The organism is Halopenitus malekzadehii, from assembly GCF_900108505.1.
GTDB classification, from domain to species: Archaea; Halobacteriota; Halobacteria; order Halobacteriales; family Haloferacaceae; genus Halopenitus; species Halopenitus malekzadehii.
In genome coordinates this window covers 94,384-109,199 of the sequence record NZ_FNWU01000005.1, presented here as the reverse complement: position 1 = coordinate 109,199, position 14,816 = coordinate 94,384, and the positions used below count along the sequence as shown (strand labels likewise).

12 protein-coding genes are annotated in these 14,816 nt (G+C 52.1%); 6 read left to right on the top strand and 6 right to left on the bottom strand.

Annotated elements, in window-relative coordinates; genetic code table 11:
- Nucleotides 1-64 precede the first annotated feature (64 nt).
- The 3 genes from BLW38_RS10065 to BLW38_RS10060 all read left to right on the top strand — a co-directional run bounded on the left by BLW38_RS10065 (nt 65) and on the right by BLW38_RS10060 (nt 1,305).
- On the top strand, nt 65-268 hold the full coding sequence (locus tag BLW38_RS10065; protein ID WP_092817124.1) for a hypothetical protein: 204 nt from the start codon (nt 65-67) through the stop codon (nt 266-268).
- 419 nt (nt 269-687) lie between these two features.
- On the top strand, nt 688-840 hold the full coding sequence (locus tag BLW38_RS16515) for a phage terminase large subunit family protein (protein WP_245710141.1): 153 nt from the start codon (nt 688-690) through the stop codon (nt 838-840).
- Between the two features lie 54 nt (nt 841-894).
- Nucleotides 895-1,305 (top strand): TRAM domain-containing protein, encoded by a 411-nt coding sequence (locus BLW38_RS10060; RefSeq protein WP_177167477.1) that lies wholly within the window; start codon nt 895-897, stop codon nt 1,303-1,305.
- A 113-nt stretch (nt 1,306-1,418) separates the two neighbouring features.
- Here the strand turns inward: BLW38_RS10060 and BLW38_RS10055 are convergent, their stop codons facing one another.
- From BLW38_RS10055 to BLW38_RS10045, 3 genes are all read right to left on the bottom strand, one after another.
- Nucleotides 1,419-2,561, bottom strand: coding sequence for an outer membrane protein assembly factor BamB family protein (locus BLW38_RS10055; RefSeq protein ID WP_177167476.1), 1,143 nt, complete (start codon nt 2,559-2,561; stop codon nt 1,419-1,421).
- A gap of 218 nt (nt 2,562-2,779) precedes the next feature.
- Complete coding sequence (locus tag BLW38_RS10050; protein WP_092817122.1) at nt 2,780-3,061, bottom strand: helix-turn-helix transcriptional regulator; 282 nt, start codon at nt 3,059-3,061, stop codon at nt 2,780-2,782.
- 406 nt (nt 3,062-3,467) lie between these two features.
- On the bottom strand, nt 3,468-3,830 hold the full coding sequence (locus tag BLW38_RS10045; RefSeq protein ID WP_092817121.1) for a hypothetical protein: 363 nt from the start codon (nt 3,828-3,830) through the stop codon (nt 3,468-3,470).
- Between the two features lie 223 nt (nt 3,831-4,053).
- Between BLW38_RS10045 and BLW38_RS10040 the strand changes: the two genes are divergently transcribed.
- Nucleotides 4,054-4,443 (top strand): hypothetical protein, encoded by a 390-nt coding sequence (locus tag BLW38_RS10040; RefSeq protein ID WP_092817120.1) that lies wholly within the window; start codon nt 4,054-4,056, stop codon nt 4,441-4,443.
- A gap of 334 nt (nt 4,444-4,777) precedes the next feature.
- On the opposite strand, the gene BLW38_RS10035 is transcribed toward BLW38_RS10040, so the two are convergent.
- Both BLW38_RS10035 and BLW38_RS10030 read right to left on the bottom strand, forming a co-directional pair.
- A complete protein-coding gene (locus BLW38_RS10035; protein WP_092817119.1) occupies nt 4,778-6,169 on the bottom strand; it encodes an ATP-binding protein in 1,392 nt (463 codons plus the stop codon).
- A gap of 338 nt (nt 6,170-6,507) precedes the next feature.
- Nucleotides 6,508-6,900, bottom strand: a complete 393-nt coding sequence (locus BLW38_RS10030; protein WP_092817118.1) for a hypothetical protein — start codon at nt 6,898-6,900, stop codon at nt 6,508-6,510.
- Between the two features lie 207 nt (nt 6,901-7,107).
- On the opposite strand from BLW38_RS10030, the gene BLW38_RS15840 reads away from it, so the two are divergent.
- A complete protein-coding gene (locus tag BLW38_RS15840; RefSeq protein WP_143040850.1) occupies nt 7,108-12,042 on the top strand; it encodes a hypothetical protein in 4,935 nt (1,644 codons plus the stop codon).
- Between the two features lie 217 nt (nt 12,043-12,259).
- Nucleotides 12,260-13,576 (top strand): HEPN domain-containing protein, encoded by a 1,317-nt coding sequence (locus tag BLW38_RS15835; RefSeq protein WP_143040849.1) that lies wholly within the window; start codon nt 12,260-12,262, stop codon nt 13,574-13,576.
- A 235-nt stretch (nt 13,577-13,811) separates the two neighbouring features.
- Here the strand turns inward: BLW38_RS15835 and BLW38_RS10015 are convergent, their stop codons facing one another.
- A complete protein-coding gene (locus tag BLW38_RS10015; protein WP_092817115.1) occupies nt 13,812-14,774 on the bottom strand; it encodes a DUF4268 domain-containing protein in 963 nt (320 codons plus the stop codon).
- Between the last annotated feature and the right edge of the window lie 42 nt (nt 14,775-14,816).

Sequence of the window (14,816 nt, the reverse complement as noted above, 5' to 3'; positions counted from 1 at the left end):
ACGGTAGCATATTGTCATCGTTCATAGGATACAACTATACCTGTATCACCCGTGAGAACTCCCTATGAGCGACCACTACTGTCCCCATTGTGACGTTACGATGGAAGAGACGACTGTAACCGCAGAGGGAGTTGGAGATCTCTATGTTAAAACCAAACGAGAAAAAGGGGTTCTCAAGCGACTCGGTATCGGCGATAATACTTCCCTTGACGCATTCCTCTGTCCCGAGTGTGGATTGACCCAACTCTACGCAGACCTTTCTACGTGAGCCTCTGATTCCTTTTCTGGCTGTACTGACCGGACTGGTTCAGAACGTATCACCTACTAAGGACTTCAACAACGCCTCTCCGGTGTCTCTCGAACACGGCAGTCTACTCCGAGATCTCGAATCGCTCGATCTCATCTGACCCACACTGGGGACACGTATTTGTGCCTGAGGCAAGAGTCTCACCGCACTGGCGGCACTCCACGACTACTTCTCTTTCTTCACCAAGCAGTAGCTGGGTAAGTACTGTGCGGACACTCATTGGGCCAGATGGTTTGGTGGCTGTGAGTTAATGCTACTGGTGGTTTGTATCCACCGGGAGTCGGCGGACTCGACCCACAAAGCCGCCGAAGACTTACCTTCAAGGCCGGTTAAAATCCGTTTGGAAGGAACACTGTCACACGCTCCTTCCACCCCGCTCCATGAACGTTGATGAATCGTCTCTCGGTCGTTGCCCGGAATGTGGTGAGGACATATCGGAAGCATGGATTCTTGTTGAGTACGAGAAGGACGACGGCACCGAGGGCGTGTGGGCCGAGTGTCCAGTGTGCGAGAACGTTGTAGCGCCGGAGTAGTGGAGACAGCAGAGTAAAGTGTTCATCATCCCGTCTCTAGTGTAAGGTCTATAAATGGAGATCTCAGAGCAACTTCAGTGTCTGTTCTCGGGCACAGTCGATGAACGTAATGGGTCATATGTGGTTGAGGTACCGGAGCAAGAGATCCGACTTGGCGGGCTACAGGCAGACGAGACGTATCGTGTGGCTGTTCTGCCGCTATCAGCGAACGATGCCAACAACACTGACGCCGATCCACAGCCCGAGCAAGCGCCACAGACGCCGCCTGTCGAAGAAGGCGAACAACGCACCGTCGAGATCGAAGATATTGGCGACCAAGGCGACGGTATCACGCGTGTTGAACGCGGGTTCGTCGTAATTGTTCCCGACACTAAACAGAGCGAACGAGTCACTATCGAGATAACCGATGTGCGCGAGAATGTCGCCTTCGCGGAAGTTGTCGAGCGCGTAAGTTACTACGAGTAATTTGAAGCATTAATCCCCTTCTCTGTGGACGGGCCCGCGTGACCGATGCGCAGCCTTCTGCGATCAGATGCCAAAGACAACGACTTGATCAGAAATAGATGATAGCACTAAGACTAATCATTCCGTTTGGGAACGTCGCCTAAGGCACCGAGACCGTCGATGTCGGTTGCTGTGAAGAATACAGCTCCATCGACCAATACCGGTGGTGAAGTCACCTCGTGGTGGAACCCTGGATCGAACCCATAGTACCACCGCATCTCTCCTGATCCGCGATCGAACGCACTGATTGTCTTCTTCTCAGGGGCAAATTCGGGGGTACTGACTGGGAAGATGATCGTATCCGTTCCGAGGCAAATCCCCGGTTTGTATACTGGAGTGTCGCGGTGCCATCGTACCGTTCCGGTTTCGCTGTCGACTGCGATGGCACCGTATGAACTGGTAACGAATACAGTCCCGTCGTCAACAGCCATCGTATGAGGAACGACATCGTCGTCCTCACCGAACGAGCCGAGTTCGCGGCGCTGGTCACCGGTTTCCCTGTCGTGGACGACGAGCGTTCGGTCGTCGGCAACGAACACTCCATCCTGCGTCGCAACGGGCGCGGCAGATTCGGGTGTGGCCGTGAGCTCACTTTGCCAGCGATCTGAGCCATCCTCTACCGAAAAGGCAGCGAGTGACGGTGATCCATCCACGTCCCCGACAGCGAACACGCGTCCGTCGTATACTGCAGGCGCATGGACGAGTTGACGTACTGTGTTAGTTTCCCAGCGTCTCTCCCCGTCCGCTGCCCGGAACACCTCAATACCCCTATCGGAAGCAACCAGCACCGCCCCAGTGGCCTCGTCTGCGACGAGCTGTTCAACCTCGTTTATCGATTCCGTCCAGATCTGCTCGCCGGTTTGGGAATCAAGCGCAACGAGCTCCTTGTCGTACGCCACGACACAACGATCGTCGACAACGACAAGGACGTTGTCTCCGCTGGCGTCGAGGGTAGTCCGCCATTGTTCAGTGCCATCCTGTGCATCGAGGGCGATCGCACTCCCGTCGTTACTGGGGTCGAAGTTCGTCGTGTATACCATCCCATCGGAAACTGCAGGCCGCCACCGCGTGAAAACGTCCGATGTCCATGCCAGGTTCCCCTGCGGCGGAGCGGAGACGTTTGCTGCGAACGTATTCGCCCCGTTGGCTCCATACTGTGTCCACGCGCCTGTCGGATCGTCTGGCAAGGGCGTGTCTGAATCCAGCAACGGGAGCATCGACAGACATCCCGAGAGAAGTCCACTCGCGGCGACACTCGCTGCCGCCAAGAACTTCCTTCGATTCACATCTGAATGTAGACCAACGTATGTATAGTATTACGGCTGTGTTAAAATCACCTTGTAGTCTCCCGATTTGACAAATAGAGCTCTGTTGAAAAGGTTAGTACCTGATACAGGTCTCGATTGCTCTGAGCTAGGCGGTAGGTGAGACCAGGTTAGTTCGCGTGGTTGATGTATTGTGTCTCCCACTCGGTTCGGGCTTCGATTTCTCTCATTCCGCGGCGGGTTATCGAGTATTCATTCGTTCGTCGATCCTTCTGACTCTTTTCGAGGAGACCTTTCTCAATGAGTGTATCCAGATTGGGATAGAGCCGCCCATGGTGGATCTCTTTTTCATAATAATCTTCGAGTTCGTCTTTGATTGCGAGTCCGTGAGGCGCGTCAAGCCCAGCGACTACGTACAACAGATCCCGCTGAAAGCCTGTCAAATCGTACATACTTAAGATTTATGTTCAAGTCTTGAAACAGTATCGATCCTTCATATCATTCTTTCACGGCTCCGTTGAAGCCCTATTATTCAAACAAAATCGTATGAAGCAGCCCGTTGTTGCCGAGTACAAACCCTCGGAAGAACGTGTTCATCGTCCGAACTCAATGTTAGCGACGAGCGCCATCTTCGGGCGCTCATCGTTTGGCTGTGAAGATCAGAAATGGAATCGAAGGCGATAATCGACCTTGTTCAAATTCTCTGTCAGTGGCATTTTCTGATCGACTGTGGTTAATACAGAGAGCTCACGAACCGTTCAGTACAGGTGAAGCACTTAACAGCATTTCCTTGTACGTCACCCGCCAGCGTCATATCACAGGGTCTTCAGACGCCCTGTTCGTGCTTGATAGCGCGTATCAGTGAATGTGTTCTGACTGTTGCCGGGCTTTTGAAGTGAAAAGTAGAAACGCGATTACACCTATAAATAAAATCACGAATGGGAGCGTCGTAGCACCTTGTTGGCCGTAGTACTGCGCGAATGCGATGGGACTCACAGATAGACCGAACAGGCCAATAGCGTAGCCGAACCGGTCTATCCGGTCGTCAAATTGGATAGCACTTCCAAGGAGTGGAATATCAAATGCCAAATAGAAGTACCCAGCTCCTGCGTAAACCGCCGCTATTCCCATTGCAATGAACCAGTCAGGGGAGAGAAACCAGTATATGCTGAGTCCCACCAACAGACCACAGAGAACAGCAAGCGGGAGATTTCTATCCATATCCACACAGTATCAAAGTTGTTGTAAACCTTTGTTGGTTCTCGTGCTAATTCGCCGTACAAGGGTTTCTCTATACGAACATTAGAGTTGTAGACCTCATCGACTGCCTGTTCCAGGCGAGAATCTACTTAGAGAATAGGATTTCAACAGAATCGTACGACAATATTCATACGGTTGTTACTAGTATCTGTATGACGTGCCCCCCACACGACGCCAATTTCTGGTGCAGACGAGCACTCTCGGGGGAACCGCGCTACTGGCCGGCTGTGCTGGATGGAACGCTGACACGCCCACGATTTCGACACTCGAAATAGCACTTGAGAATGCCACGGAGAACGCCCACGTATTCCATATCGCCATTGAAACGACCGATGGACTCGGACAGTGGATCTCGCGTGAGATCCCGCCAGAAACGCGCGAACTCGTTGAAAGAGAACCAGGCGTGGATTACGACTCCGTGGTGATTCATGGTGTTGTCGACGAGCAGACGACACGAGGTGAGGTACTCGATATTAATGGAACTGACCGTACTGAGATCTGCCCTCGTATGATCTTCCGGTACAACACCGACAGCGATCCGACGATCCTGCAAAGCTCCGATGTCCGCTGTTGAGGACCTACTCAACGAATACCCTTCGACAATCAGGTTTGTACGGGGGAGACTACGTTCAGGTTTCGGAACTCATCACACTATTCTCCCCCACTGGACGCAAATCTGGTTTCCAACAAGGTCGAAGGATCCTATAAAAACCAGATACATATTATTTAAAACATATAATTTAATTGTTGTTCGGGTTGGTGGTGGCGACGAGACTCACGAATAGCGTAGCGATCTACGGAGAGATCTCTGCAGGGAATCCCACAGAGAGAAATTATCTAAGGCTGGCATCGAGTATACCTGTTTTTTCCGTCGTATATACGTTCCCTCAACCTGACGAGTACGCCCCTCAGGACGGCGTGAGAAGATTATCCATCTTTGCAAGATTCCACAACGACCAGTGTTCGTCGAGATGGTCTTCGAGTCCCTCAACGAACCCGCTCTTTGAGAACAGCGCGAAGCGCTCCTTCCGCTCATCTGGCCCCCATCTAACGTTCCCTGCTTTTGCCTGCAGGTCCTCGACGAGCGCGGTCCCGACTGGATCCGATGTCCACTTGCACTCGGCGAATAGGATTCGGTCGTCGCTTGGTGCGAGACCGACAATATCGATCTCGTCTTCCCCGTACCACCAGCGGCCAACCTCTGAGTACGGCTCAAACTCACCGCGTCGAATCCCTTCCCACACGGCTTCCTGACACACGTCCTCGAACGCGGTGGCAACGTGCATCGGGAGATCTGGGGCGATTGTTCCGTCGTACACGATGTCCGGGGCTTCTTCGATACTGGAGCGGTTCGGCTCAACGTACCGGAACCAGAACCGAAGGAACTCGTCCGCAACGCGGTACCGCGATCGCTTCGACTTCTTCGCAGATGCTGTCACAGGGACTTCCCGATCGATCAGTCGGAGCTGCCGCAACGTCTGCAAATACTTCGATAGCGGACCGGCATCGATCCCTGTCGCCCCCGAGATCTCGTTCGGTGTCGTGTGTCCCAGCGCAACCGCTTCGAGAATACTCAGATACCGCGCTGGATTCCGGAACTCCGTGCGAAGCAAGAACTCCGGCTCGTTGTACAGTACTGCTGACGGCGATAACACCTGTGACCGGATGTTGTCCGCGAGCGAGCGCCCGTAATCGAACAGCGTGAGATACATCGGCGTCCCACCGGTGATCGCGTAGGATCGAATCGCGTCTGCCATCTCGTAGTCGATGACCTCACGGGCCTGCTGAAATGAGAACGGCTGCACGTCGAGTTGTCCCGTGCGACGACCGTACAATGGGCTCTCGTGGCCGAGTACCTCTGATTCCATCGTACTCACGCTTGACCCACAGAGAACCAGCATCGAATCGGTCTCTTGGAGCTGTTCATCGACGAATCCCTGCACGTACGATGGAACCGAGTCATTCTCCGCGACGAGATACGGGAACTCGTCGATCACGACCACGACCGCCTCGGACTGGAGTTTCTCCCCGAGGTAGTCGAAGGCCTCGTCCCACCCGTCGATCCGTGGGGTGCGATCGTCGAAGAACGCTGCAACCTGGTCAATGAACTTCGCGCGCTGTCGGTGCTCGGCTTCCTGCGCCGCGAGAAAGTAAATATGCGGCCGATCGGTACAGAACTCCTTCAACAACTCCGTCTTTCCGGCACGCCGACGCCCGTAGACGACGAATACGTCCGATCCGGGCGACTCAAACGCAGACGAAAGCGCATCCAGCTCCTCTCCCCGGTCATAGAATGTCATACTTTGAATAATGATTACTACGATAATGACTTATGCGTTTTGGCGCAGAACTTCAATTCTCAACTATCGTTGAGAGTAGCTTGATCGCTAGGAATCTCCAGTTCGTTGGGCCCTCTCTACTTGCCAGAACTTCCCTGACTATTCACAATTTCTTCGAGGTGATATAGGACATCGACCTACCGACGGAGTTCCGCCCCGCACGAGCAGGAAAACTCAGGCTCACAGCCAGCAACATCGAGGGGGTACAACTCTAGGGCTTTGTTGAAATCCTCAAGCTAGGGCAGATGTGGTGATAATCGGTGAATACAGCCGAACTACTCGCCGGTCAACTATACTTCTTACCGTGTACGAAGGTAGATGGCGAGACGAAGTGGGATGAGTGTGAGAAATGTCGCTAGCATCGTGAGCACCGTCCACGTGGGAGCGACGGCAAGTCCGAGTTGACCGCCCATAATGAGTACAAAGAGACTGATGAACCGGATGCGGAAATCTGCCCAGAGTCGTTGGAACCGTTCGTTCACGAACGAGACATACATCACAGCAATGCCGAGAACCACACCGAGGATTGTCGCGCCGGCAAGTCGTTGTGGTGTAATCGATACGGTGATTGAGAACGGCTCCCAGTACGCGAGCGCAGCGAGTACGACAACCGCCAGCCCTATCCAGAGGAGTTCGTAGTAGACGCCTAGGCGAGAATCCGGCTCACCCCACTCCGTTGGAATCGCTGACATCTACCGGGATAACGCACCCACATAATGATAAGCGTTCAACTACGTTCTCAGTGCCACTGGTACCCAGAATCACATAGGCTCGACAGCCTCGAAGAAATCTACTCTCACTGAAGACCACGAGACGTTTTAGCCGAACTTTCATACGGTCTGCTTCTCATTCACTTGCTATGGCAGTCGTCTCTTCTTGTTTTCAAGGTGCTATGACGGATGAGTGAACAGTACGCTACTCACTCAGAACCGGGATACGTTCCCGAGCCAAGCGATCTTCAAGCGGTCTTTCAGCGGCATTACGAGAACTCAGCCGGAATGAGCGGTGACGATGCATACCGGGATTTGCAGGCTGAGGAATCGATTCGTCGGCAGTATACTGCTCGTGTTCTTTTTGAACTCTTACAGAATGCACTCGATCGGGCTGAATCCAACGTCGCGGTCGAAATCCGCGATGTCGATTGGGGGCCGACTGAGCAGGCACTTGTTGTTGCGAACGACGGAGCACCCATCCGAGTAGATCCAGAATACGATTATTCGAACCCACCGGATGTTCAGGGACGGCGTCGACCGGATTTTAATGCCCTCTGTACGCTACACGTATCGAATAAGCGCCCCGAAGAGAGCGTCGGGAACAAGGGCGTCGGATTTCGGTCTGTCTTTTGGTTAGGCGATTTTGCCCGTGTCTGGAGTCGATTTTCTGAAAGTCCTGGGTGGTGGGGGATGGAGATGCATCTCCCACTGGATCACGACACGTGGCAGCAGCGACTCGAATTCCCAGAGGTACAGAGAGGCCACGCCGACTTCCTTGATTCGACGGAGAGCCCTTTGGATAATGACGAACAACGCGCGAGCTTCCATTTCCCACTCCCGTTATGTGCGGACGCACCACCGACACCCGACGATGTTTCCGACTTTAGCACGGTCGTGGTAGTCCCGATTACTCCTGGGAAAGAGGATGAGCTACGTGAGTCCGTTGAAACGTTTCAACAACGGCATCTCAACTTCATCGGGCTATTTGATGACCGCCGGAAACTGACCGTCTCCTTCGATGCGTGGGGGAACAGATTCCAGAAGTCTACTTGGCCATCGACGAACCCCGAGGAAGCGAAACGGTCGATCGTTTACTGGGCATCCTCAGAACTGCGATCGCTCGCTGAAGAGGCTGAACACGATGTTTCCACGCCCGGTGCAGCCATCGCTTGGCCACGGCTGGAAACCAGCTCGGATGACTCAATCCCCGGACTGTACGGTTACCTGCCCACGCTGATCGAGACTCCCTTCGGTATCGATCTCCAGGGTGATTTCCAGTTACGAACGGATAGAACAGCCCTTCGACTTGATGACGAGACGATTGGTCGATACAACAGAGCCCTACTTAGAGCAGCTGCGGAACTGCATCTCCACGCAATCTCCAATCATCTCGGTATTCCGGATGATGACTTTGAGTACACGTGGATCGACCCTGAAGCAGTTACTACTGTCCCACAGATCACTTCGGGTGGGACGCCTCGGGATGATTTTTGGCAGTTCCTCAACCCAGGGTCACGGAGCTCAGACGCTGCCAAGATCGTCGTCGACCACATAGAGAATCTACTGTTCTCCGATGATGGCGTAAAGGATCCAGACCGGTATCGACGGTGGGCGGCGCTGGCTGATGCATTTTTCGAGCAGCAAGACCAGTGGCCCCTTTCGACGTATGATGACTTCTGGAAAGCAGCAGGTAACTGGCTTGACCGGACGTGCAAATCCTCTCGCAGAACGAAAACCTGGCGGCGACGTGCGATAGCGATGTGTGACGCGATACGAGATTCGGGCACTCGTGTTGCGCCCATCACCGCGACGCGAGATGAGGACCGGACGAGCGACACACCCGCTGTACAACTCCCCGAACGAGGGACAGCTGGCGGGCAGATTCAGACTGATCGACACACACATCGGCTTTTCATCCGTCGGTCAGAGACAACACAGCTTGATCTCCCGCTTGCGCTCCGTGAGGCCGGGCGTGCTGTGACTTCATACGAGTTCCAGTCCGGTTTCGACCGAGAGCCACCACACCCCCTTGGAGCGAATCAATTCAATCGGTGGGATGTCCTCGCAGAGCTCCGGCAACTCCCGAACGCTCTGACTGACTGGGAGTACAAGCCATTAGATGCTGATCCGGACCGTGCGGAGCGATTACAGTCTGAACTGATTCAGTTCACGATGGATCTCTTCGCACTCAACTCGCAAGGCAGTGTAGCTCCCCCGGCAGAAACGGATACGTATGGACCAGGATGGCGAGCAATTAGAGACGATGTCTATAGCGATAATGCGCGGTCCGCCGGCCGTGCGATCGCAACGCTGTTTCTCCCGACGATAGATGGACAGTGGGAACCAGCACGTCAACTCACACGAGATCGTGTTGCCGCCGAAAAACTCCCCTCACTCCCCGAAAATGCAGATCTGGATTCATTCCTCGCGTTCATTGGAGTAACGCCGGAACCGCCCGGTCCAGACGATGGGGTTCGACTCACGTTAGTCGAAGGGGGTGAGGACGGAACGGTTGCGCCCCGCGACGCACCCCCGGTGTTAGTTGCAGCAGGGACGGAGTGGAACCCACTCCGTCTCGGAACAGAACCTGCGACTTCAGACTCGGTTGATCCGGCTGCGTGGCTAACATCGCTTGATGCAGCTTGGGACTCGTGGCTTGCAGACATCATTGAAGCTGAACGGAACGAATTAGACGAGGAAAAGCAAGGGCGACGGCCAATCAAGATCCTTCCGGCACTTCGGAATCAAGCCTGGTTCCCAGTCGGTGACGCTGAAGGGGAAGCAGAACCACCGCTCCTCGTTGAAGGCCCACCAGATCGGATTGCACCGGCAGAGCTCACGCTTGTCTCCCGACAACAGCGCCAGTTCCCGTCCGTACTCTGGAGTGTGTCGAAGGAAGCTCCACTCTCACAGGAGTTGTTGATCGCCCTTGATTCGGTCAGCGGGACCGATATGGATAGTCTCGGACGAGACGCTGCAGAACCAGCTTTCAGACTACTGACTCAGGTACATTCACTAACAGCGGATCGGTTAGACGAGATCGAAGAAAACCCACGTGCACGGCAGGCCTTGACTCGGTTGTTCGACCGTCTTCTCAACACGATCTGCCGAGAACACGACCCTGAAGGAGACGACCGGGAGATCCCCATCCTCGGGTATCGACCCGTCGACGAACCACGAGCGCTTGCTGAACGAGGATTAGCGTGGTATGAACCGGACGAAGATGTGTGGATTCCAACGACAAACACCGCCCGAGATCAAATGCGCCGGTTCTTCCCAGCGGTGCCGCTGGCTGCAGCGACGGTCGGGACTGAGACTCTTCGAGGATATGAGCCACTGGCCGCACGCGAGATTGATATTTCACGTCAGGTGTACCCAGCCCACCGGGGCAGCGAAGAAGTGGAAGTCGTTCAGAACCTCGAAGAGCAACTTCGACCAATCATCGCGCATCTGCTTGCCCTCGCCAGTACGACAAACCAAGTTGATATTGACCCGGCGACGGCGGCTGATCGATGGCGAAGCAGCACGATTCGTTCCGTTGAGAACGCATGGATCGAATTCCAAGCAACTCTCGGCGGGGAAGAGTCACTGACTGCAACGCGGTACAAGAACACTCACAATCACGCGCTCTATCTGCAACCGGACCCACCGACGATTATCTTTGATACGCCAGACGGAACCACAGGTTCACCACCGCTTGATGAATTCGGTGAGCCGTTAGCTAAACTGCTGCTTGAGGATTCCGCTACTGGCGTCGGCCCACTCTTCGGTCAGGCCCTCAGCGGCTACGAGTCAGATGATGTCAGCCGTGTCGAACGACTCTTGGAGAAACGCGACGCAATCTCCTTGGTTGACGCCTACGAGCGACATCTCCGCCAACTCGATGATGAAGAACACGAGGAGCTACGTCGCCGGGTACGGACGACGCTATCTGAACTCGATATTCAGGTTCGTGACTCGTGGAACCGTCTTTCTCATATCGATCCTGATGATGTGGATGTGACCGCGGTTTCATGGTCCCTTACCGCTGCTGACGTGAATGCTGCGTTACGATCGATAGACTTGACAGACGCTCAGGAGCCGTTCCGGCCACAGTTCTCCTGTGGCCAGACACACCGAGCGGAATGGGACGCGTGGTTCACGAAGTGGGAACAACTTATTCCGTTCTTGGAGCACCTCATAGACGAGCACATCGAGGTAGCGTTCTCTGACGATGAACTCGAAGCTCGCTTGCAGGAATACATCACTGAAGATGCGTCTCGACGAGTCGCCTTCGACCCGACACGGGCCGTCATCGAATGGCTACGAGGGGACCCATTCGGCGGATCACTCCCTGAAGCGGCGATACCAGCCCCCGAAGAAGTCGAAGATCGGCTAATTGAGTTCTCACCGCAGTACGAACCCGTCGAGAACGTGGCAACCACAAAGGATCTTGGCTGGGGTCGACCAAGGCTGTCCGAAGGTGATCCGAACGAAACTGAAAACGGAATCGTAGAGATCGAAGACCTCGAATCTGAATGGAAGAATACGAAATCAGTTGGTGACGAAGCTGAGCGAGCGGCCGCATCGTGGATTACCACGCAGACTGTAGAACTTCTCGAAGATGCGAAGACACGAGGAGAGTTTGATGAGGCTCTGGAGAGCCTTCTATCAGTGATTCCATCCTCGGGCCGGACTGCAGAAAATCTGGAACGCGGCCTTCGAGAATGGCACGAAACAGGTAGCGATGAAGCCCTCGAATCCGGTCTCCACATCTCAAGCGTGTGGGATGGTGCAGGGTACGATATGCTCGGGCTGGAACGCACCAGTGACGAGATCGAGCCCGTTCGATACGAAATCAAGAGCTTGGGCGATGAAGGCCCATACAAGGTACACTTGACCCAAAACCAGCTCCGGGTCTATCGCAAAGTCTTGCACTCATCTGAGACCGACGATACAGAGCAAACCCTGTATCAGGGCTCGTGGCGGCTGTTGGGTGTTCAATCCGGACGACAAGCTGTGGACCTGACCAGTGAGCTTGACGGACTCCCTGAATTAGTCAACAGCTTTCGGGTCCAAGGTTACGGCCACGACGGACTCATCATCTACGTCCAGGATAGCGACGAATCAATCGATCTCTGAATCAATGGCTCTATTATCATCGAAGTGGTATTTCTGGAGTGGTCTGCTGACAAACAGGGGCTGAGTTCACCGCTGTTGGTTTGATTGGTAATGAACCAACCCTCTTCCAATCCCTATTGCGGGAGAGTTACTGTGACGATGTAGCGGTGACTGTGTGATGTGGGTCGTATTACCCAATTTTATAAATGGTCAACAAAAGAATATCATCTATCAGAATATGGTGCCTGACTTGGATGACTATGTCATTTCGGCAGTTGATTGTATCAGTAAAGAGACAACTGGATTTAGAACATCTGGACACGATATAACCAGACTCAATTCTATCCTTTCAATTATTGTTGACGAACTAGGTATAGATAATGAGGAATATTCTATATCAGATTATAAAATAAAAGACGAACTCAAGAATCTACTTAATTTTTTAAAATTCAGTGAAGATCCTGTAGATGATTTCAAAAGAGGAGTTGGTATGCTCAAATCGAAGTGGAATATGAAACAGCTAGAGACGTATACTGTTGTCTTTCCACTGCACCTAACCTTTCAGCAAAAATACGGGCCACCAAATGAGTACAAGATAGCGAGAACGACCATTGAGAGAATCTCTTATAATAATTGGAAAACCACTTATCAAAAGGCAGCTGAATCAACAGATGAATTCAAGGAATTTATAGAAGAATCACCTAACGAGATTAAGGGGACTCGCCAGACTTTTTGGAAGTTCACCCACGAGGCACATGATATTGAATATACTATGGAAGTGTTAGATGAGTCACTATCTTTATTATTAGGGCAAATTAATTACTCCGTTTATAAAAATAAGGTTGAGGGTTGGTCATCCTCTAGATCAATTTGGCGATCTGGATGGTCCGACCTTACAAAGCCCTTCATTTACCTTGTGTTCAAGAATGGATCATATGACCACCTTCGGTATGAAACTGACATTAAACCTCGGGAAAGACTACGTATTTCTGGTTGGAAAGGCAGACGATACAAACAAGTCTTTGATGAACTCCCAAAATTTAATGAAAATATGACTCAAATTGCACCTGAACTAAAGAAGGCATTCCGGGCATTTCAGGCAGGAATAACAGACCCAGATGATAAAGATGCATTTCTAAATTATTGGCGAGGAATGGAAAATTTAACATTATCTAATAATAGCCAGGAGACAATGGAAGCAGTCGCTAAAAGATCAAAATCGTTGTTCAGATCAGAGCACCAGCCCCTATTTGACGCAAGAGTTGACAGAATAGCTAAAAAGAGGAACAGTATCGTGCATGATATAGAAGAAGAAGAGATAACAAAAGAAAATAAAAATTTAGCCAAAACACTTCTAGAGGGATTAATTGATCTATACTGTATAAATTATAATAGTTGGGACATCGATGATTTCAAATTCTATCTGGATAATGCCGGAAGAGATGTGTCTGAGATTCAAAAGAATAGAAAGCGAATTCATCGCGAACTCTACTTATTACACAAAATAACAAACCAATATAAGTCAAGAGATGCAAACAATCCTAATAACCGCTGAATTGCAGATATTATATAATTCCTCGCACCATAAGGTATAGATAGATCTGGAATATAATTTGATAGACTTCTGCTAAATGACTCTGTATTCGTCAATCTGTTTGGGTCGGCTTCTGAGGGTTTCAACAGAACCGAAAGATATGAGCTTTGAAAACAAGGTGACTAACGAGTGTTGAGAAAGACATAGTCTTGAATAGACAGGGTCTGGCAGTAATCTAATTAGAACAAGACGTACTTCACAAACCCGGGCTCTGTATCTTCGCAACGCGTTGTTCGAATTCATCTTGGAATATCTCCATAGCATCCACTCCCCATTCAATCAACTCGGCCTGTTGTTCAGGGGTTAGATCCGTGATTTTCCCTTCGATCGGTTTCGGCCATTTGATCCGACAGGCCTGCTTTTCAGGCAACTGCTGCCACACGAGTTCAACATCCAGATTCGATTCGATCTCCTCACGATCATCCTGCAGCGTTTCAAAGATCGCCTCATTTCGCTCCTTCTCCGAAGTCGAAATATACAGCTCGATCGAGAACTCGGGGCCTTGATGGAAAACCCAGCCGAAACTGACCCCCGAAATCCCTGCACTGAACGTCATATACCCGCGCGGCCCGGGCGTCAGTTTGTACCAACTCGGCCGCCGTTCAGCATATGCCTCAACCAAGTCAGCGAAGAATTCCTTGTAGCCCTTTTCAGTCTCTGTGAGTGACTGCTCATCGCTCAACTCTCGCTCCCAGTCGTTCGGCTCGACGATCACTTCGAATTCGAATCCTCGCTTCTCTGAACCCTCAATACTCACCACACGAGGTTTGATAGCGAAGAATTTCACGTCCTTCGGCCCGCTTTCGTTGAGCCATTCCAGTACACTCCGGTGTTCTGGTCGGAATTCCTCAGCCAGCCACATCGTGAATCCAGCTCGCTTTCCGGCCGAGTACGTCAACAGTTTGCCCAGATGGTCGTGATCCGTTTTGCTATACTGGTTTTCGATGACGACAGTCTCACCAGTGTTCATCTCCCGAGCTACGATGTCTGCTGAGAAATCCCCGATCGCTTCTTCAGCACGCGCGTCCTCGATTTCAATCCCGAGTTCCGCACTCAGCAAGTCAATATTCTCGGTCAGCCATCGAGTGAAATCCCGTTCCTCGTTCTCCCACACCGATCGGAGTTCGTGTTCTTCGATTTCTGCGATCCTCTTATCCATATCTTACTTCTTAGAAATGGGCCAGTATCTTCTTAGTGTCGA

Excerpts from the sequence above, each read along its gene's own strand:
- BLW38_RS10035 (WP_092817119.1), bottom strand. The coding sequence starts at position 6,169 with ATGACATTCTATGACCGGGGAGAGGAGCTGGATGCGCTTTCGTCTGCG.
- BLW38_RS10050 (WP_092817122.1), bottom strand. The coding sequence starts at position 3,061 with ATGTACGATTTGACAGGCTTTCAGCGGGATCTGTTGTACGTAGTCGCT.
- BLW38_RS10015 (WP_092817115.1), bottom strand. The coding sequence starts at position 14,774 with ATGGATAAGAGGATCGCAGAAATCGAAGAACACGAACTCCGATCGGTG.
- BLW38_RS10055 (WP_177167476.1), bottom strand. The coding sequence starts at position 2,561 with ATGCTCCCGTTGCTGGATTCAGACACGCCCTTGCCAGACGATCCGACA.
- BLW38_RS15840 (WP_143040850.1), top strand. The coding sequence starts at position 7,108 with ATGAGTGAACAGTACGCTACTCACTCAGAACCGGGATACGTTCCCGAG.
- BLW38_RS16515 (WP_245710141.1), top strand. The coding sequence starts at position 688 with ATGAACGTTGATGAATCGTCTCTCGGTCGTTGCCCGGAATGTGGTGAG.
- BLW38_RS10030 (WP_092817118.1), bottom strand. The coding sequence starts at position 6,900 with ATGTCAGCGATTCCAACGGAGTGGGGTGAGCCGGATTCTCGCCTAGGC.
- BLW38_RS10060 (WP_177167477.1), top strand. The coding sequence starts at position 895 with ATGGAGATCTCAGAGCAACTTCAGTGTCTGTTCTCGGGCACAGTCGAT.
- BLW38_RS10045 (WP_092817121.1), bottom strand. The coding sequence starts at position 3,830 with ATGGATAGAAATCTCCCGCTTGCTGTTCTCTGTGGTCTGTTGGTGGGA.
- BLW38_RS10065 (WP_092817124.1), top strand. The coding sequence starts at position 65 with ATGAGCGACCACTACTGTCCCCATTGTGACGTTACGATGGAAGAGACG.
- BLW38_RS15835 (WP_143040849.1), top strand. The coding sequence starts at position 12,260 with ATGGTGCCTGACTTGGATGACTATGTCATTTCGGCAGTTGATTGTATC.